14 protein-coding genes are annotated in these 17,252 nt (G+C 73.4%); 10 read left to right on the forward strand and 4 right to left on the reverse strand.

Annotation, left to right across the window (positions count from 1 at the left end; all coding sequences use genetic code 11):
- Nucleotides 1-166: 166 nt before the first annotated feature.
- The 7 genes from R3E88_06200 to R3E88_06230 all read left to right on the forward strand — a co-directional run bounded on the left by R3E88_06200 (nucleotide 167) and on the right by R3E88_06230 (nucleotide 9,390).
- Nucleotides 167-1,003: a cytochrome c3 family protein gene (locus R3E88_06200; protein ID MEZ4216052.1), complete on the forward strand. Its 837-nt coding sequence runs from the start codon at nucleotides 167-169 to the stop codon at nucleotides 1,001-1,003.
- Nucleotides 1,004-1,057: 54 nt separating this feature from the next.
- A complete protein-coding gene (locus R3E88_06205) occupies nucleotides 1,058-4,030 on the forward strand; it encodes a 4Fe-4S dicluster domain-containing protein (GenBank protein MEZ4216053.1) in 2,973 nt (990 codons plus the stop codon).
- On the forward strand, nucleotides 4,027-5,397 hold the full coding sequence (gene nrfD / locus R3E88_06210; GenBank protein ID MEZ4216054.1) for an NrfD/PsrC family molybdoenzyme membrane anchor subunit: 1,371 nt from the start codon (nucleotides 4,027-4,029) through the stop codon (nucleotides 5,395-5,397). Before R3E88_06205 ends, nrfD begins: the two co-directional genes overlap by 4 nt.
- On the forward strand, nucleotides 5,397-5,903 hold the full coding sequence (locus R3E88_06215) for a DUF3341 domain-containing protein (protein MEZ4216055.1): 507 nt from the start codon (nucleotides 5,397-5,399) through the stop codon (nucleotides 5,901-5,903). Before nrfD ends, R3E88_06215 begins: the two co-directional genes overlap by 1 nt.
- Nucleotides 5,896-6,450, forward strand: a complete 555-nt coding sequence (locus tag R3E88_06220) for a cytochrome c (GenBank protein ID MEZ4216056.1) — start codon at nucleotides 5,896-5,898, stop codon at nucleotides 6,448-6,450. Before R3E88_06215 ends, R3E88_06220 begins: the two co-directional genes overlap by 8 nt.
- Complete coding sequence (locus tag R3E88_06225; GenBank protein MEZ4216057.1) at nucleotides 6,447-7,772, forward strand: hypothetical protein; 1,326 nt, start codon at nucleotides 6,447-6,449, stop codon at nucleotides 7,770-7,772. The genes R3E88_06220 and R3E88_06225 overlap by 4 nt, the downstream gene beginning before the upstream one ends.
- A gap of 94 nt (nucleotides 7,773-7,866) precedes the next feature.
- Entirely contained in the window at nucleotides 7,867-9,390 is a 1,524-nt protein-coding gene (locus tag R3E88_06230) for a rhomboid family intramembrane serine protease (protein ID MEZ4216058.1), read from the forward strand.
- Nucleotides 9,391-9,400: 10 nt separating this feature from the next.
- On the opposite strand, the gene R3E88_06235 is transcribed toward R3E88_06230, so the two are convergent.
- Nucleotides 9,401-10,372, reverse strand: a complete 972-nt coding sequence (locus R3E88_06235; protein ID MEZ4216059.1) for a hypothetical protein — start codon at nucleotides 10,370-10,372, stop codon at nucleotides 9,401-9,403.
- A 4-nt stretch (nucleotides 10,373-10,376) separates the two neighbouring features.
- On the reverse strand, nucleotides 10,377-11,264 hold the full coding sequence (purU, locus tag R3E88_06240; protein ID MEZ4216060.1) for a formyltetrahydrofolate deformylase: 888 nt from the start codon (nucleotides 11,262-11,264) through the stop codon (nucleotides 10,377-10,379).
- Nucleotides 11,265-11,975: 711 nt separating this feature from the next.
- Here purU and R3E88_06245 point away from each other — a divergent pair.
- Nucleotides 11,976-13,145 carry a hypothetical protein gene (locus R3E88_06245; GenBank protein MEZ4216061.1) on the forward strand — a complete coding sequence of 390 codons (1,170 nt, stop codon included), beginning with the start codon at nucleotides 11,976-11,978 and terminating at the stop codon, nucleotides 13,143-13,145.
- On the opposite strand, the gene R3E88_06250 is transcribed toward R3E88_06245, so the two are convergent.
- Both R3E88_06250 and kdsB read right to left on the reverse strand, forming a co-directional pair.
- The gene (locus R3E88_06250) at nucleotides 13,116-14,072 is read right to left on the reverse strand and encodes a cyclase family protein (protein ID MEZ4216062.1); all 957 of its coding nucleotides are present in this window, start codon (nucleotides 14,070-14,072) and stop codon (nucleotides 13,116-13,118) included. The two genes, R3E88_06245 and R3E88_06250, sit on opposite strands and share 30 nt — an antisense overlap.
- Nucleotides 14,069-14,869, reverse strand: a complete 801-nt coding sequence (gene kdsB, locus R3E88_06255; GenBank protein ID MEZ4216063.1) for a 3-deoxy-manno-octulosonate cytidylyltransferase — start codon at nucleotides 14,867-14,869, stop codon at nucleotides 14,069-14,071. The genes R3E88_06250 and kdsB overlap by 4 nt, the downstream gene beginning before the upstream one ends.
- An 816-nt stretch (nucleotides 14,870-15,685) precedes the next feature.
- On the opposite strand from kdsB, the gene R3E88_06260 reads away from it, so the two are divergent.
- Both R3E88_06260 and R3E88_06265 read left to right on the forward strand, forming a co-directional pair.
- Nucleotides 15,686-15,982 carry a hypothetical protein gene (locus tag R3E88_06260; protein ID MEZ4216064.1) on the forward strand — a complete coding sequence of 99 codons (297 nt, stop codon included), beginning with the start codon at nucleotides 15,686-15,688 and terminating at the stop codon, nucleotides 15,980-15,982.
- Between the two features lie 20 nt (nucleotides 15,983-16,002).
- Nucleotides 16,003-17,247 carry a 6-phosphofructokinase gene (locus R3E88_06265; GenBank protein MEZ4216065.1) on the forward strand — a complete coding sequence of 415 codons (1,245 nt, stop codon included), beginning with the start codon at nucleotides 16,003-16,005 and terminating at the stop codon, nucleotides 17,245-17,247.
- Nucleotides 17,248-17,252 lie beyond the last annotated feature (5 nt).

The following is a 17,252-nucleotide window of genomic DNA, read 5'->3' on the forward strand; positions in this document are numbered from 1 at the left end:
ACCTTCCAAGGACACAGCGCGAGGTCGCGGCGCCGGGCCGGCGCCCGCGAGCGTCGAGAGTGAGTCGGGCGGGGCACGCGATCGCGGCGCTCGCGAGCGCGAGAGAGCCGGAGCGCGGGGCCTCGGCACATGACGACCCCGGAGAGAGGGGCCCACGAGCGTGCGCATGAATCAACGAATCGACCGGTGGCTTGAGAGGTCGGGCGTCGCCCGGCCGGGGTCGGAGATCGCTCCGCGCCAGGGCGGGCTCGCGGGGCGTCGCTCCGCCGTCGTCCTCGCCGCGACGTCGCTCGCGGCGGCCCTCGTGCTCGCACCGGGCGTCGGGAGCTCGGCCGGCAGCGAGCACGGCGACGAGGCGGCCGCTCCGGCGAAGGGGCCCGTGCACGTCGCCACCAGCGTCTGCGACGCGCAGCGGCTCAAGGCGGCGAAGGCCGAGGACCCGCGCATCCAGATCGAGATCCCGGCCGAGTTCAACAAGCCGTGGCCGTCGCTCTCCGCGTGCGAGTCGCACGACGCGACGTGGGACGAGCGCGCCGATGGCCCCATGCAGCCGATCCCGTTCAGCCACAAGCACCACGCGGGCCAGTTCCAGATCGACTGCCAGTACTGCCACTCCGCGACGGACCGCTCGCGCGCGGCGGGCATGCCCTCGGTCGAGGTCTGCATGGGCTGCCACGCGCAGTTCCCGAAGGAGTACGACGAGCTCGAGGGCATCCGCATCCTGAAGCAGCACTGGGAGGAGAAGACGCCCGTCGTCTGGAAGCAGATCCACCGCCTCCCCGAGCACGTGAAGTTCCGGCACAACCGCCACGTGCAGGCGGGCGTCGCGTGCCAGAAGTGCCACGGGCCGGTCGAGGAGATCGACAAGATGCACCTCGTGCCCGACACGAAGTGGTGGTTCTACGGGCTGCCCACGCAGAAGCTCGAGATGGGCTGGTGCATCCAGTGCCATCGCGACAACAACCAGCAGGCGACGCAGGACTGCCTCGCCTGCCACTACTAGGCCGCGGCCCGCGCACGCGCGCACGAACCCCACGACCCAGGACGGACGCAGCGTATGCCCGAACTCGATCGTCGCGATTTCCTGAAGCTCGTCGGACTCGGAGCCGGCACCGCCGCCGCGGCGGGTTGCTCCGATCCCATCGAGGACCTCGTCCCGTACGTCGTGCAACCGGAGACGGTGACGCCCGGGATCCCGACGTTCTACGCGTCCACCTGCCGCGAGTGCGCGGCGGCGTGCGGCCTGCACGTGCGCACGCGCGAGGGGCGGCCGATCAAGCTCGAGGGCAATCCCGAGCACCCGATCAACCAGGGCAGGCTCTGCGCGCGCGGCCAGGCGGGCATCGGCCGCACCTATCATCCCGATCGCTACGCCGGCCCGATGGCGCGCAGCGGCGACGCGCTCGCGCCGACGTCGTGGAGCGAGGCCGAGGCGAAGCTCGCCGAGGCCGTGAAGGCCGCGCCCGGCCGCACGTGGGTGCTCGGCGCGTCGCGCGGCCCGACGATCGACGGGATCGTCGACGCCGTCGTCGCCGGCGCGGGCCTCGGCGGTCGCGTCGTCTACTCGACCTTCGACGGCACCGCGCTCCGCGGCGCGACGGAGCAGGTGTTCGGCATCGCGGCGACGCCGCTCTTCGACCTCTCGAGCGCCGACCTCGTCCTCGACTTCGGCTCGGACTTCCTCGGCACCGGATCGTCGCCCGTCGAGCACGCCGCGCAGCTCGCCGAGGCGCGCGACATCGCGAAGCACCCCGACGGCGGCGCGAAGCTGGTCGCGATCGGGCCTCGCCTCACGCTCACCGCGAGCAACGCGGAGCGCTGGATCCCGGCGTCGGCCGGCAGCGAGGGTGCGCTCGCGCTCGCGCTCGCGAAGGCCGTCGCGAGCCGCCGCGGCGTGATGGACGCGGCGCTCGACGCCGCGCTCGCGAAGGCGCCGTCGCTCTCGGCCGTCGCCACGGCCGCCGACGTCGACGCGCACGCGCTCGAGACGCTGGCCGCGGATCTCGCGAGCGCGGGCGCGGCCGTCGCCATGCCGCCCGGGCCCGCTGCGAGCGGCACCAACGCGGTCGCCGCGAACGCGGCCGTGCTGCTGCTCAACGCCGTCGTGGGCGCGGTCGGCTCGCGCGTGCGCATTCCCGCGCAGCCCGATCCCGCGCCGAACGCGAGCTACGCCGAGGTGCAGCGGCTCGTCGACGCGATGAGCGCCGGCCACGTCGCCGTGCTCGTCGTGCACGACGCGAACCCGCTCTACTCGCTGCCCGCGAGCAGCGGCTTCGCGCAGGCCCTCGCCAAGGTCGGAACGGTCGTGTCGCTCGCGCCGCTCGCGGACGAGACGTCGCAGGCCGCGCACCTCGTGCTGCCCGATCACACGCCGCTCGAGTCGTGGGGCGACGCCGCACCGCGCGCGGGCGTGCGCTCGCTCGTGCAGCCGACGGTGCGCCCGCTGCAGGACACGAAGGCGATCGGCGACGTGTTCCTCGCGCTCGGTCGCGCGCTCGGCGCGGACGTGCCGGCGGGCGACACGCGCTCGATCCTCGAGGCGGCCTGGGGCGGGGCGGCGAGTCTCCGCCAGGCGCTCGCGCGCGGCGGGCGCTTCGGCGCCTCCGACGCGGGCGGTGCGACCGTCCAGCCTTCGGCGGCGGCCGCGGTGTCGGCGCCGTCGACGCTCTCGGGCCGCGGCGAGTACACGCTCGTCGCCTACCCGCACTCGACGATCGGCGACGGCTCGGGCGCCGCGCTGCCGTGGATGCAGGAGATCCCGGACCCGGTCACGAAGCTCTCGTGGCGCTCGTGGGCCGAGGTGAGCAAGGCGACGGCGACGTCGCTCGGCCTGAAGTTCGGCGACATCGTCGAGGTGACGACCGACGCGGGCGCGATCGAGCTGCCGGTCTATCCGCGCGGCGGCGTGCGCGACGACGTCGTCGCGATCGCGGTCGGGCAGGGGCACACGGTCGGTCACTACGCGTCGCTCGCCGGCGACGGCCAGCCCGGCGTCGCGCGCGGTGCGAGCGTCATCGCGGTGCTGCCCGCGGCGACGGACGAGAAGGGCGGGCGCGCGTGGCTCGCGACGAAGGCGTCGCTGCGCCGGACGGGCGCCTTCCAGCGCATCGCGCTCTCGCAGTGGACGGACAACCAGCGCGGACGCGGCCTCGCGCCGACGGTCTCGCTCGCGGCGCTCGCCGGTCACGACGACCACCACGGCGGACACCACGAGCTCCTCGTGCCGTACGACCGCGGCCAGGACGCGCACCCGGACGAGCCGTACCGCTGGGGCATGACGATCGACAACGATCGCTGCACCGGCTGCAGCGCGTGCATCGCCGCCTGCTACGTCGAGAACAACGTCGCGATCGTGGGCGAGGCCAACGCGCTCAAGCACCGCGAGATGACGTGGATCCGCATCGAGCGCTACGTCGGCGACGGCGACCGCGAGGGCGGCGAGGAGCGCCGGCCGGTGCCCGACCGCGAGGAGCTCGGTCGCACCGACGTCCGCCACGCGCCGATGCTCTGCCAGCACTGCGGTGCGGCGCCGTGCGAGTCGGTGTGTCCGGTGATCGCGACGTACCACTCGCCCGACGGCCTGAACGGCATGATCTACAACCGCTGCGTGGGGACGCGCTACTGCGCGAACAACTGCGTCTACAAGGTCCGGCGGTTCAACTACTTCGACTACGGCAACGACAACTGGCCCGGTCTCCTCTCGCTCATGCTGAACCCCGACGTCACCGTGCGGCAGCAGGGCGTGATGGAGAAGTGCACGTTCTGCGTGCAGCGCATCCACCTCGCGAAGCAGCCGCGCAAGGACGCCGGCCAGATCCTGCAGGACGGCGACGTCGTCACCGCGTGCCAGCAGTCGTGCCCGACCGGCGCGATCACGTTCGGCAACACGCGCGACGCGAAGGCCGCCGTCAACGCGAAGGCGAAGCAGGCGGACAAGCGCGCCTACCACTCGCTCCACGTGCTCAACACCCGGCCCGGCATCACCTACCTCGCGCAGGTGACGCGCGATTCCGAGGAGTCCCACGCATGACGCCTCCGCCTCCCGCGACGGCCGTCGCGACGATGAGCCACGCCGCCCCGGCGGCGCAGGACTCGAAGATCAATCGCGACATCCTCGCACCCACCCGCTACGTCAGCTGGCAGTGGGGCGTGCTGCTGCTGCTCGCCGTCCTCGGCGTGGGGCAGGCGGTGTTCACGCTCGGCTACCAGACGTACGTCGGGCTCGGCGTCGCCGGCTACCAGGCGCCCATCTTCTGGGGCGTCTACATCATCACGTTCGTGTTCTGGATCGGCATCGGTCACGCGGGAACGCTGATCTCGGCGATCCTCTTCCTGTTCCGCGCGAAGTGGCGCAACGCCATCAACCGCGGCGCCGAGGCGATGACGGTCTTCGCGGTGCTCACCGCCGCGCTCTTCCCGCTCATCCACATCGGGCGGCTCTGGAAGTTCTACTTCCTCATCCCGTATCCGAACCAGCGCGGCCTGTGGGTGAACTTCAAGAGCCCGCTGCTCTGGGACGTGTTCGCGGTGAACACGTACATGACCATCTCGATCGTCTTCTTCTTCGTCGGCCTGATCCCCGACATCGCCGTCGCGCGCGACCGCTCGACCGGCCTGAAGCGCGCCATCTACGGCGTGCTGTCGCTCGGCTGGCAGGGCACGTCGGGCCAGTGGAAGGCGCACAACCGCACGGTGCTGCACCTGTCCGGCCTCGCGACGCCGCTCGTGCTGTCGGTGCACTCGGTCGTGTCCTGGGACTTCGCCATGTCGATCATCCCCGGCTGGCACGCGACGATCTTCGCGCCGTACTTCGTCGCCGGCGCCATCTTCGGCGGCTTCGCGATGGTGCTCACGGTCATGATCCCGGTGCGCCGGATCTTCGGCCTCGAGGCCTACATCACGAACTACCACTTCGAGAACATGTCGCGCTTCCTGCTGTTCACGTCGTGGATCGTCGGGTACGCCTACGGGATCGAGTACTTCATCGCCTGGTACAGCGCGGTCGAGTTCGAGCAGACGAGCTTCTGGATGCGCGCCTTCGGGCCCTTCTGGATCTCGACCTGGATCATGATCTTCTGCAACTGCATCGCGCCGCAGGTGCTCTGGTTCAAGAAGGTGCGCACGCACGTGCCGACGCTGTTCGTCCTGTCCGTGCTGATCAACATCGGCATGTGGTTCGAGCGGTACGTCATCATCATCACCTCGCTGTCGCGCGACTTCGTGCCCGCGGCGTGGGGCGTGTACATCCCGGCGCCGGCCGAGCTCTCCATCCTCGTGGGCAGCTTCTGCTGGTTCTCGATGTTCTTCCTGCTCTTCATCAAGTTCTTCCCCATCGTGGCGATCTCCGAGGTCAAGGAACTCGCGATCCACGAGCGGGCGCACGGGGAGGCGCACTGATGCCCATGCTCGTCAGCGTCTTCGACCGGCCGCAGGACGTCGTTGCGGCGGTGACGAAGCTCAAGGGCCGCGGTTTCGACCAGATCGAGACCTACTCGCCGGCCCCGTTCGAGGAGATCGACGACGCCGTCGATCCGAAGCCGAGTGCGGTGCGCGCGTTCACGCTGATCGGCGGGCTCGCGGGCGTCGTCACGGGCTTCTTCATCCAGATCTGGATGTCGCTCGACTGGCCCGTGAAGATCGCGGGCAAGCCGTTCGCCTCGATCCCGCCGTACGTGATCATCGGCTTCGAGCTGACGATCCTCTTCGGCGGTCTGCTCACGCTCGTCGGCCTGCTCGTGGTCGGGAAGCTCTACCCGCGCTTCCACCTCGACCCGGCCTACAGCGCGCGCTTCTCGGGCGAGGAGTTCGGCGTGGTCGTGACGTGCAAGGATCGCGACGTCGCCGAGGTGGATGCGCTCCTGCGGTCGAACTCCGCGAAGGAGGTGAGCCTTGTCGATGCGTAGGCTCGGTGTCGCGCTGGCGCTGCTCGCCGCGTCGAGCGTCGGCTGCTGGGAGCAGATCGACGGCGGCAAGTGGTTCCCGCAGATGAAGCGGCAGGCCGCCGTGCAGGCGTTCGAGCGCGTCGACCACGCGGGACAGCTGCAGGGGTTCACGCCGCCCGACGGCACGGTTCCCGTCGGCGGCGCCGGCGTGCCCGACCTCGCGGCCATGGCGCTCGCGGACCAGGAGGCGATCGCCAACCCCGTCGCGCCGTCGCTCGCCTCGCTCGAGCGCGGCAAGGTGCTCTTCGGCCGCTACTGCGCCGCCTGCCACGGGCCGCAGGGCGCGGGCAACGGCCCGGTCGCCGGGCCGCCCTTCGGCACCGGCCCGCTCGGCCTCGTGCTCCCCATCGGCGGCGCGACGAGCGTCGCCCGGGGCCTCACCGACGGACACATCTACACGACGATCTCGCTCGGCCGCGGCCGCATGCCGAGCTACCGGCGCATCGGGCCCGAGGATCGCTGGAACGTCGTGAACTACGTGCGCGAGCTGAACGGAGGTCGGCCGTGAGTTCCCCGAGCGTCGTCGCCGAGAAGGCGAATCCGCGTGCCCTTCCGCAGCCGTTGACGGCCATCTGCGCCGCACTCGCGGCGCTCGGCGTCGCGGCCTTCGTGTACGGGCTGAAGAACGATCCGCAGACCGCGTGGCTCGCGTTCCACGCGAACTTCATCTACTTCGCGCTGCTCGCGCAGGCGGGCGTCATCCTGTCGTGCATCTTCACGATCGTCGGCGCGAAGTGGCCGGGGCCGCTGCGCCGCATCTCCGAGGCGCTCGGCGCCTGGGTGCCCGTGACGTTCGTGCTGTTCCTCGTCGCGTGGGGCGGCGGTGCGGGCGACTACCTGTTCGAGTGGCAGCGCGAGGGCGCCGTCCACGGCAAGGACGTGTGGCTCAACCCGACGCGCGTGTGGTGGACGGACTTCGGCATCCTGCTCGCCATGACCGTGCTCTCGCTCGCCTTCCTGCGCGCTTCCGTGCGGCCGACGCTCGGCAACGCGGCGTCGACCGCCACCGGGATCGCGAAGTCGATGGCCGAGAGCTTCACGTCGGGCTGGCGGGGCGACGCCGAGGAGCGCGAGGCGGCCGAAGCGCGCAAGCGCTTCCTCGCGCCGATCATCTGCCTCGTCTTCGCGCTCGGCTACAGCCTGGTCGTGTTCGACCAGGTGATGTCGATGGAGCAGACCTGGTACTCGAACCTCTTCGGAGCGTTCGTGAGCTGGGGCGGCATCCTGTCCGCGGTGTCGGCGATCGCGCTGATCGCGATCCTGCACCGCAACGCGCCGGGGCTCGAGGGCGAGGTGAACGAGAAGCGCCTCCACGACATCGGGAAGATGATCTTCGCCTTCTCGATCTTCTGGATGTACCTGTTCTTCTCGCAGTACCTCGTGATCTGGTACGGCAACCTGCCCGAGGAGACGCTCTTCTTCCGCGATCGCCTCGGCCCGCAGTTCGTGATCGACAAGGGCTTCACGGATCTGGCGTGGGCGCGCGCGTGGTCGGGCTGGGACTTCCGCTGGGCGCGCCTCGACGAGGCCTACGGCTGGACGTCGATGATCGTGTGGGCCTGCTGCTGGATCGTGCCCTTCTGGGTGCTGCTCGGACAGCGGCCCAAGAAGACGCCCGCCATCCTCGGCAGCGTGGCGTGCGTCGTCCTCGTCGGGCTGTGGATCGAGCGCAACCTGCTGATCTGGCCGTCGGTCGTGAAGGACGGCGGCTTCGCGTGGTTCGGCGGCGTGCAGCTCGCGATCGCGCTCGGCTTCCTCGGCGCGTTCTCGCTCGTGTTCCTCGTGTACACGCGCGTGTTCCCGTCGCTGGCGGTGCCCGCGCGCGACTGACGCCCCGCGCCGACGCGGAAGGCACGGATGCCGGGCCGGTGCGCGAGCGCGCACCGGCCCGCTTCGTTCCGGCCGCCCGCTATGCTGCGCGGCCGTGTCGCGCACCGATCCGCTCCCGTTCGAGCTCGCCATCCGGGACGGCGACCAGCTCTTCCCGCTGACGCAGCGCGGCGGCTACCTGCTCCTGTCCGAGGACGGTCTGTTCCACTCGACGCGCCGCACGGCGGTCGGCGCGCACTACGTCCCGTACGACGACATCACGCACGTGGTTCCCGCGCGCCGGGGCATCTGGATCGGGCGCCGGCGCACCGTCGAGGCCGTCACGCGCGGGCGCCACACGCGCGCCGACACGGCGGCGCTCGCGCGCGCGATCGAGGCGCGCGTCGCGCGCCGGCCGGGCGGCGCCGAGCGCGTCGCGCTCTTCCGCGAGAACGACCGGCGCCTGCGCGGCTCGCACGGCGCGAGGCTGACGATCGCGTGTGCGCTCGTCTGGCTCGGGCTGCACCTGCTGCAGGTCTCGGACGGCTTCGTCGAGTCGGTCGGGATGTTCGTCGCCGAGCTCGCGCGCGCGGGCGAGTGGTGGCGCGTGGCGACCGCGCAGTTCCTGCACCAGGTGGGCCTCCCGCGGCCCGAGGCCTTCGAGTCGTCCGTGGGCCAGCTGCTGTGGCTGCGGCTGTGGCTCGCGCTCGGGCCGCTCGCATCGTGGGCGCCGCTCCACCTCGCCGTGAACACGGCGCTCCTGCTGCTGTTCGGGCAGCTCGTCGAGCAGCCGCTCGGGCCGCGGCGCACGCTCGTCGTGCTCGGCGCCGCGGGCCTCGGCGCCGCGTTCGCCAGCGCGGCCGTCGACGAGCGGATGATCGGGGGCTCGGGGCTCGTGCTCGGCCTCGCGGGCGCAGCGCTCGCGCTCGAGCTCGCCGTTCCGGAGCGCCTGCCGGCGCCGTGGCGCATCCCGCGCCGCGTGCTCGTGCCGGTGCTCGCGCTCGAGGCGGTGCTCGGGTTCGCGCTTCCCGTCGTGGCGGGGTTCGCGCATCTCGGCGGCTTCGCGGGCGGCTACCTCGCGGGGCGTGTCGTCGGCCCGGGCGGCGTCCTCGACCGCGCGTCGTCGCGCCCGCTGCGCGCCGCGGCGCTCGCCGTCGCGACGGCGGGCATCGCGGCCTTCGCGGCGGCCGCGCCGCTCGTGCTGCGCTGGCCGGGCGCGCTCGCCCGCCACGCCGACCGGATGCTCGCGGTCGAGGACGCGACCGCCGGCGACCTGAACGACCTCGCGTGGCGCATGGCGACCGAGAGCGACGCGCTCGCCCGCGCGAGCGCGCGCGCGAGCGCGCTCGCGCTCGCCGAGCGCGCCGTCGAGGAGACCGAGCGCGCCAACCCCGACTTCCTCGACACGCTCGCCGAGGTGCGCTTCGCGAGCGGCGACGCGGGAGCGGCCATCGCCGCGATCGACGAGGCGATCGAGATCGCGCCGTGGGACCCCTACTTCCGCGAGCAGCGCGACCGGTTCACCGGCGCGCGCGCGCCCGACGATCGGCCGGTCGCGCCCGCGCTGCCGTGGTACCTGCGCGTGCCCGACGCGCGCGACGCGGCGCCGTGGGACGAGGGCGAGGGCATCGCGATCTGAGCGCGCGGGCTCACGGCCAGAGGTCGTCGCCGTCCTCGGGGATCTCGACCTCGCCGTCGAAGGTGCGGCCCGCGATCGCCGCGAAGCGGAACGCGTAGAGGGGCGGCGGGCGCAGCCGCACGAGCGCGAGCGCGCGCACGCGCGCACGCGCGGCGAGCGCGCCGACGTCGTTGATCGACGTGTGGAGCGCGCGCTCGCGATCGAGCGACGCGATGTCGAGCTCGACCTCGGCGTTCTTCGCGTCCTCGGCGGTCGGCACGTAGACCGCCTCGTGCACGAGCAGGCTCGCACCCTCGGCGAACGCGACGAGCGCGTCCTCGCCGAACCCGACGCCCGACACGACGACGCGCTGCGCGCGCTTCTCGAAGCTCCACGCGAGCGCCTCGAGCGGGCCGCCCGGGATCGCGCCCGCGCGGATGCGCACGCCGTCGCGCTCGGCATCGAACGGTGTCGCGGGGCCGACCTCGGTCGCCTCGATGCGCGCGCCTTCCGGGGCGAGCGCGAGCGCCTCGGCGAGCGCGCGCGCGCCGCGCGCGTTCGCGGCCTCGACGGCGCGCGCGAGCGCCTCGGTGCCGGGCGGCCCGACGAGCGCGAGCGGCTGCGCGCGGCCCTGTCGGAAGCCCGTCATCAGCAGGTCGTCGATGCCGACCGTGTTCTCGGGCAGCAGGCTCGTGAGGTACACGACCGACGGCTGCGCGACGGGGATGCGCGCGCGCCGCAGGCCCTCCGCGACCCCGCGGCCGGCGTCGACGAGCCAGACGTCCTCGCCCGCGCCCACCGCGATGCTCGGTCCGCCGCGCGTCGGGTTCTCCCACGCGGAGCCGGTCCCGACGGCGACGACGGAGAGCGCGCCCATGTCGCGCGCGTCGAGCGTCACGACCTCGTCGCCGCGTTCGGCGGCGCGCCACAGCACGAACGACGAGCACCAGCTCACGAGGAGCGCCGCGGCCGCGACCGCGAAGAAGGCGAGGCGGGCGTTCACCGACCTACTCCTTCGCGAACACGATGCAGCGGTTGTGGCAGACGAGGATGCGGTCCTCGAGGTGCCAGCGCACCGCGCGCGCGAGCACGGCGCGCTCGACGTCGCGGCCCTTGCGCACGAGGTCGGGCACGCCGTCGGCGTGCGTCACGCGGATCACGTCCTGTTCGATGATCGGTCCCTCGTCGAGGTCGGTCGTCGCGTAGTGCGCGGTCGCCCCGATGCGCTTCACGCCGCGTTCGTAGGCGCGGTGGTACGGCCGGCTGCCCATGAACGCCGGCAGGAACGAGTGGTGGATGTTGATGATGCGCGCCGGGAAGCGCGCGATGAACTCACCCGAGAGCACCTGCATGTAGCGGGCGAGCACGACGAGGTCGATGCCGCGCTCCTCGAGCAGGGCCGCCTCGCGCTCCTCCTGCTCGCGCTTCGTGTCCTTCGCGATCGGGAAGACGCGGTACTCGATGCCGAACTGCTCGGCGACGGGCGCGAGGTCGGGATGGTTGCTCACCACGAGCGGGATCTCGCAGTCGAGCTCGCCCGCGCGGTGGCGGAGCAGCAGGTCCCACAGGCAGTGGTCGTACTTCGACACGAAGATCGCGACGCGCTTGCGCTCGGCGGCGAAGTGCAGGCGCCACGCCATGTCGAAGCGGCCCGCCACCTCGTCGATCGCGGCCTCGAGCGCGCGCCGGTCGACGTGGAGCTCGTTCGTGTCGAAGTGGATGCGCTGGAAGAACATCCGCGCCTGCGCGTCCGTGTGCTGGTCGGCGTCGAGGATGTTGGCGCCGTGTCCGTAGAGCAGCTGCGCGAGCGACGCGACGAGCCCCTTGCGATCGGGACACGACACGAGCAGCACGGCCGTCGTGTCCGGAGGCTTCTCGGTCGGGGCAGCGGACATGGGCGGGCGAGTCTACGTCCCGCGGCACGCCGTCGCGAGCGATCCGCTGGCGGTGCGCGCGTCGCCGATCGGCCCTATGGACCGCCCCGGAGCGCTCCGATACCGTGCTCGACAGGGGGTCTCACTCACCTCCGAGTCCCGCGCACGGGCCCGAGCCCGCGCGGGGCGACCCGTAGGGGCGGGAACGGCGCCCACCTCGGAGCGGGAATCGGCCGCGGGCACTGGGGCTGGCGGCTCGTCACTGCGATGCCGAGATGAGGAGGAATCCGAGTTGGACAAACGTAGGACTACGGCGAGTGAGGTGGCGGCGTCCTGACGCCAACCATCATCGTCGATCTTCGAATCCCGGTGATACGCAGGGACGCAGAGTTCCCAGCGCCACCGTCCCCGGGAGCGCGGTTGCCGTAGCCGCTTCGGGGTCCTCGAGGCCTGCTCCCGGGGTCTTTCGTCTCTCGCCCGTGCGACGCCGCCGTCCCGGCGGCGCGCGCCCGACCCGCAGCGCGGCGTCCATTCCTCTACGGCCCCTGGCCCTTCACGGCCCTTCGCCGCCCCCGCACCTCGCGCTTCCCCCGCACCCTCGTCGCTCCGCCGTCCGCGCAGCGCTTGCGCTGACATCGCACACCACGGCGCCCGCCGCGCGCGCCGCACCTCAAGGCGCGCGCGTGTCGTTCGATGCCACCTGCGCGCGTGCGATCGCGCGGGAGGATGGCGATGGCGGGGACGGGCTCGATGCGATGGCGCGCGATCGCGGCGATCGGCGCGGCCGCCGTCGCGGTCGGATCGACGGGATGCGCGTCGTTCCCGACGACGCGCGAGTGGGTGGCGCAGCAGCTCGAAGCCGCCGTGCAGCACGCGCTCGAGCCGGTGCCCGAGGACGGCGGCGAGGATCGCTATGTCGGCGACCTCGAGGACGGCGTCCCGCACGGCAAGGGAACGCTCGCCGGCAAGGACGGCTCGCTGTACACGGGCGAGTGGGTGCGCGGCCAGCAGCACGGTCGCGGCGTGTACCGCTGGCCGAACGGCGACCAGTACATCGGCGAGCTCGCCTTCGGCGAGCTCGAGGGCTTCGGCGTCTTCACCGGCGTCGAGGGCGATCGCTACGAGGGCGAGTGGAAGGACGGCCGGCACCACGGCCAGGGCAAGTACGAGTGGGCCGACGGTCGCGTCTACCGCGGCGCCTTCCGCGACGGCATGAAGTGGGGCCAGGGCGAGCTGCGCGCGCCCGACGGCCGCGTGCACACGGGCGGGTTCGAGCGCGACCTCGCCCACGGGCAGGGCACCCGCGTCGAGGCCGACGGCACGCGCTACGAGGGCGACTGGGCGCGCGGCGAGCCGAGCGGGCACGGGCGCATGGAGTGGCCCGACGGCCGCGTGTACGAGGGCGAGTGGAGCGAGGGCCGCGCGGAGGGCGAGGGCGAGCTGCGCTGGCCGAACGGCGAACGTTATGTCGGCGGCTGGCATCTCGACCTGCCGCACGGCCGCGGCGTCCACGAGGTGCCGGACGGCCCGACCTACGACGGCGAGTGGGTGGCCGGCGCGCCCGAGGGCATCGGGCGCATGACGTGGCCCGACGGGTCGGTCTACGAGGGAGCGTGGAAGCGCGGCGAGCGCGACGGCGAGGGCGCGATGCGCTGGCCCGACGGCGTCCGCTTCACGGGAACGTGGGTCGGCGGCCGGCGCTGGGGGGCGGGCACGCTCGTGCTCGCCGACGGCGGCGAGGTCCGCGGCGTCTGGCGCGACGACGAGCTCGAGCGGCGCGTTCCCGCCGCGCAGGGAGAGGGTGCGACGCCCGTGGCCCGCGAGCCCGCCCCCGACCTCGCGACCGGTGACGCGGCCCCTCCCGCCTCGCCGCTACTTGATGGCGAGCGGGTTGATCGGTGACCCCACCGCGCCCGTGATGGGCAGCGGTGCGGCGACGAAGAGGAAGGCCCACGCGCCGTCCGCCGCGCACGCCTCGGCGAGCGCGTCGAGGTGGAAGATCTCGCCGAGCAGGAGCCCCATGTCGCGCAGCGCGATCATGTGGAGCGGGTGCAGGCAGTCGGGCGTCTCGTTCGGGATCACCTCGACGCCCCACGTGTCGGTCGCGACGGCGGCGATCTCGCGCTCCCACAGCCAGCGCGCGCAGTGGACGGAGAGGCCGGGCGCCGGCCCGCCGCAGTAGCCCTTCCACGAGGCCTGCTCGAGACAGCGCGTGATCATTCCGGTGCGCACGAGCACGACGTCGCCGGGCTCGACGGCGACGCCGCACGCCTCCGCGCACTCGTCGAGCTCGCTCGCGTGGATGGCCGTTCCGTCCTCGAGCCACGGCACGCCGCGGTGGCGGGGCAGGTCGAGCAGCACGCCGCGCGCGACGACGTCGTGGCGCATGCGCTCGATGCCGTTGCGCTCCGCGCCGCGGCTCGTCACGAGCGCGATGTCCCGCCCGTTGTACATCCTGCCGTCGTAGAAGACGTGCGAGAGCGCGTCCCACTGCGTGCCGCACTGCAGCGGCATCTCGATCGCGTCGTCCGCGTAGCGGAAGCCGCCGGGGAACGCGTCCTGCTCGCCGGCGAGCGCCGCGGCGCCGTCCGTGAGCATGCGGTGGACGGGGTTGTGGCGACCCGCGAAGCCGCTCTGCGGCCCGGCCGCGTCGAAGGGCAGCGCGCACGAGATGGCGATGCCGCGCCGCGGCAGCGCGAGCGCCGCGAGCCGCCGCGCCGGCGTGATGAAGTTGAGCGTGCCGCGCTCGTCGTCGTCGCCCCAGCGCCCCCAGTTCGAATAACGTCGTCCCCACTCCCGCACCGTGAGCGCGTCGACCTCGATCGTCATGTCGTGCGGTCCTCCTCGGCGTCGCGCGGAGCGCGTCCCGCGCCGCGCGCGCGCGCGGCGAGCACGGCCTCGACGCGCGCGACGTCGCCCGGCACGTCGACGGGTGCGCTCGTCCAGCCGTCGATCTCCGCGACCGCGATCGCGCAGCCGCGCTCGAGCGCGCGCAGCTGCTCGAGCCGGTGCGCGCGCTCGCCGTCGCTCGGCGGCCACGCGACGAACTCGAGCAGGAAGTCGCGCCGGTAGGCGTAGAGCCCGACGTGCTGCAGCACGCGCGGATCGCCCGGATCGTCTCGCAGACGCGGCGCGCGCGGGTCGGGGCGCGCCGCACATTCGCGCGCGAAGCGCACCGCGCGTCCGCGGGCGTCGACCCAGACCTTGACGCGGTTCGGGTCGTCGACCGCGCCGGCCTCGAGCGCGTGCGCCACCGTCGCCAGCGCGGCGCCCGCGTCCGCGGTGAGCGCATCGACGGCGGCGTCGACGACGCGCCCCTCGACGAGCGGCTCGTCGCCCTGGACGTTGACGACGACGTCGGCGTCGAGCCCGCGCGCGACCTCTCCGAGCCGGTCGGTCCCCGTCCCGTGTCGCGCGTCCGTCATGACGACGTCGGCGCCGAAGGCGCGGCACGCGCGCGCGATGCGCTCGTCGTCCGTGGCGACGAGCAGCGCCTCGAGCGAGCGGGCGGCCCGCGCGCCGCGCCACGTGCGCTCGATCATCGCGACGCCGGCGAGCGGTGCGAGCGGCTTGCCCGGGAAGCGCGACGACGCCCAGCGCGCCGGGATGATGCCGATCGCTCGCATGCTCGCACCCGCTCCACTGCGCCGCCGTTCGCACGCGCAGCGCCGCGCATGCTACCGCTCGCTGCCGCCGCCGCGCGGGACGTAGTATTCTGCGCCGGTGCACTCCCCCCCGACGCAGCCCGTCCGCCTCGCGGGTCCGATCCTCTGCGTGAGCGCGCCGCCGCAGGCGCCCTTCGCCGCGCATCTCGCCGTCAACCTCGCCGTCTACCTGCGCGCGCTGCGCGAGGACGTGGGCGTGCTGTACGTCCCGCTCGCGCGGCGTCCGCCGGGCGGCGAGCTGCTCGACCTGCCGGGCGCGCCCGGCGCGCCCGCATCGCTCGAGGCCGCGGTCGCGCTCGGAAGCCTGAACCGCGCGATCGCGCTCGGGCAGTTCGGCGTGCACGCGGTGCGCGCTCCGGCGGCGCCCGAGCGCGTCGCGGCCGAGGTCGCGCGCGACGCCGACGCGCTGCGCGGCGTCCTCGACCGCACGCGCTGGGGCGGGCTCCACGTCGTCGACGCGCGCTCGGGCCTCGATGCGCTCGACGCCGCCGCCGAGCGCGCGGCCGATCGCATCGCGCTCCCGGTCTGGGACGACGCGTCGCTCGCGCGCGCCGTCGAGCGGCTCGAGCGGATCGAGCGCGAGACGCCGGCCGCACGCGCCCGCCGGCGCGCGCGCCTCCTCGTCTGCGGCGTCGACCGCGCGGCGCGCGTCGACGCGGCGGGCCTCGACGCGCTCGCGCAGCTCCGGGCCGCGATCGCGCGCGGCGGCTGGCCGGCCTATCGCGGCTTCGTCGCGCGCGCCCCGCGCTCGAGGCGCGTCTCGGACGCGACGGCGCCGTGCGGAGCGCGCTGCACGCGGCGCGCGGAACGTCGCTCGATCGCCAGCTGCGCGCGCTCGCGCAGGAGATCGCCGTCGACCTCGGGCTCGACGCGCTCGCGCGGCGCGAGCGCGCGGCGCGCGAGCAGCGGCTCGCGCTCGCCATCCGCGCGCGCGGCGACGCGCCGAGCACCGAGGGCGCCGACGCGTGGCGGCGCCTGCTGCGGGCGCGGCGGCCGGCGCGCGCGCCGTCGCACGGCGAGGTGGCGCGCAGCGCGGGCGCCAGGGCATTCCACGCGCCGAGGGGGAGCGAATGAGCGGAGAGGGCAGAGCGGGCATGGGACGAGTCGGCATCCTCGTGGGCGGCGGCCCGGCGCCGGGCATCAACGGCGTGATCGGCGCCGCCACGCTCGCCGCGCAGGCGCGCGGCGCGACGGTGGTCGGCATCTTCGAAGGCTTCGCGCACCTGATGAAGGGGCCCGCGGACATCGCCGCGCACGCGCGCGAGCTGTCGCGCGCGGAGGTCGTCTCGATCCACCTGCTCGGGGGCTCGATCCTCAAGACGTCGCGCGCGAACCCGACGAAGGATCCGAAGCACCTCGAGGCGTGCGTCGCCGCGCTCGACGCGCTCGGGATCGAGAAGCTCGTGACGATCGGCGGCGACGACACGGCGTTCTCGGCCGTGTCCGTGAGCCGCGCGGCCGGCGGTCGCATCCAGGTCGTGCACGTTCCGAAGACGATCGACAACGACCTGCCGCTCCCCGACGGCGTCCCCACGTTCGGGTACGAGACCGCGCGCGAGCACGCGGCGAACCTCGTCGCCGGCCTGCACGAGGACGGCCGCACGATGAACCGCTGGTTCTTCGCCGAGCTGATGGGGCGGCAGGCGGGCTTCCTGAGCTTCGGCACCGGTGCCGCCGCGGGCGCGACGCTGACGGTGATCGCCGAGGAGTTCCCCGACGATCCGATCCGGCTCGACCAGGTCGCGAACCTCGTCGAGGGCACGATCGTGAAGCGCAAGGCGCTCGGCTTCGAGCACGGCTGCGCGGTGATCGCCGAGGGCATCGCCGAGCGCCTCGATCCGAACGACCTCGAGATGCTGAAGGACGTCGCGCGCGACGAGCACGGGCACATCAAGCTCGCCGACGTGCCGCTCGCGAAGACGATCGCCGACCTCGTGAAGAAGCGGCTCGCAGACCGCGGCGTGAAGCTCACCGTCAACGCCAAGGAGATCGGCTACGAGCTGCGCTGCCTGCCGCCGTGCGCGTTCGATCGCGAGTACACGCGCACGCTCGGCGTGGGCGCCATCGAGCTGCTCGCCGCGGGCGAGAGCGGTGTGCTCGTGACGCGCCAGGGCAGCCGCTGCACGCCGATCCGGTTCGACGAGCTGATCGACCCTGCCACCGGGCGGACGCGCGTTCGCTATGTCGACACGACGAGCGAGTCCTATCGCTATGCGCTCGCGCTGCAGACCCGCGTGACGGCCGAGGACCTCGCCGACGACGCGATGGTCGAGCGGATCGCGGCCGCCGGGAAGCTCCCGGCCGCGGACGTGCGGCGGCGCTACGCGCCGGTCGCCTGAGCGCG

The organism is Myxococcota bacterium (genome assembly GCA_041389495.1).
Taxonomy (GTDB): Bacteria; Myxococcota_A; UBA9160; order UBA9160; family UBA4427; genus JAWKRT01.

Coding starts and splice junctions, on each gene's coding strand:
- R3E88_06200 (MEZ4216052.1), top strand. CDS start 167: ATGAATCAACGAATCGACCGGTGGCTTGAGAGGTCGGGCGTCGCCCGG.
- R3E88_06205 (MEZ4216053.1), top strand. CDS start 1,058: ATGCCCGAACTCGATCGTCGCGATTTCCTGAAGCTCGTCGGACTCGGA.
- nrfD (MEZ4216054.1), top strand. CDS start 4,027: ATGACGCCTCCGCCTCCCGCGACGGCCGTCGCGACGATGAGCCACGCC.
- R3E88_06215 (MEZ4216055.1), top strand. CDS start 5,397: ATGCCCATGCTCGTCAGCGTCTTCGACCGGCCGCAGGACGTCGTTGCG.
- R3E88_06220 (MEZ4216056.1), top strand. CDS start 5,896: ATGCGTAGGCTCGGTGTCGCGCTGGCGCTGCTCGCCGCGTCGAGCGTC.
- purU (MEZ4216060.1), bottom strand. CDS start 11,264: ATGTCCGCTGCCCCGACCGAGAAGCCTCCGGACACGACGGCCGTGCTG.
- R3E88_06245 (MEZ4216061.1), top strand. CDS start 11,976: ATGGCGGGGACGGGCTCGATGCGATGGCGCGCGATCGCGGCGATCGGC.
- R3E88_06250 (MEZ4216062.1), bottom strand. CDS start 14,072: ATGACGATCGAGGTCGACGCGCTCACGGTGCGGGAGTGGGGACGACGT.
- kdsB (MEZ4216063.1), bottom strand. CDS start 14,869: ATGCGAGCGATCGGCATCATCCCGGCGCGCTGGGCGTCGTCGCGCTTC.
- R3E88_06265 (MEZ4216065.1), top strand. CDS start 16,003: ATGGGACGAGTCGGCATCCTCGTGGGCGGCGGCCCGGCGCCGGGCATC.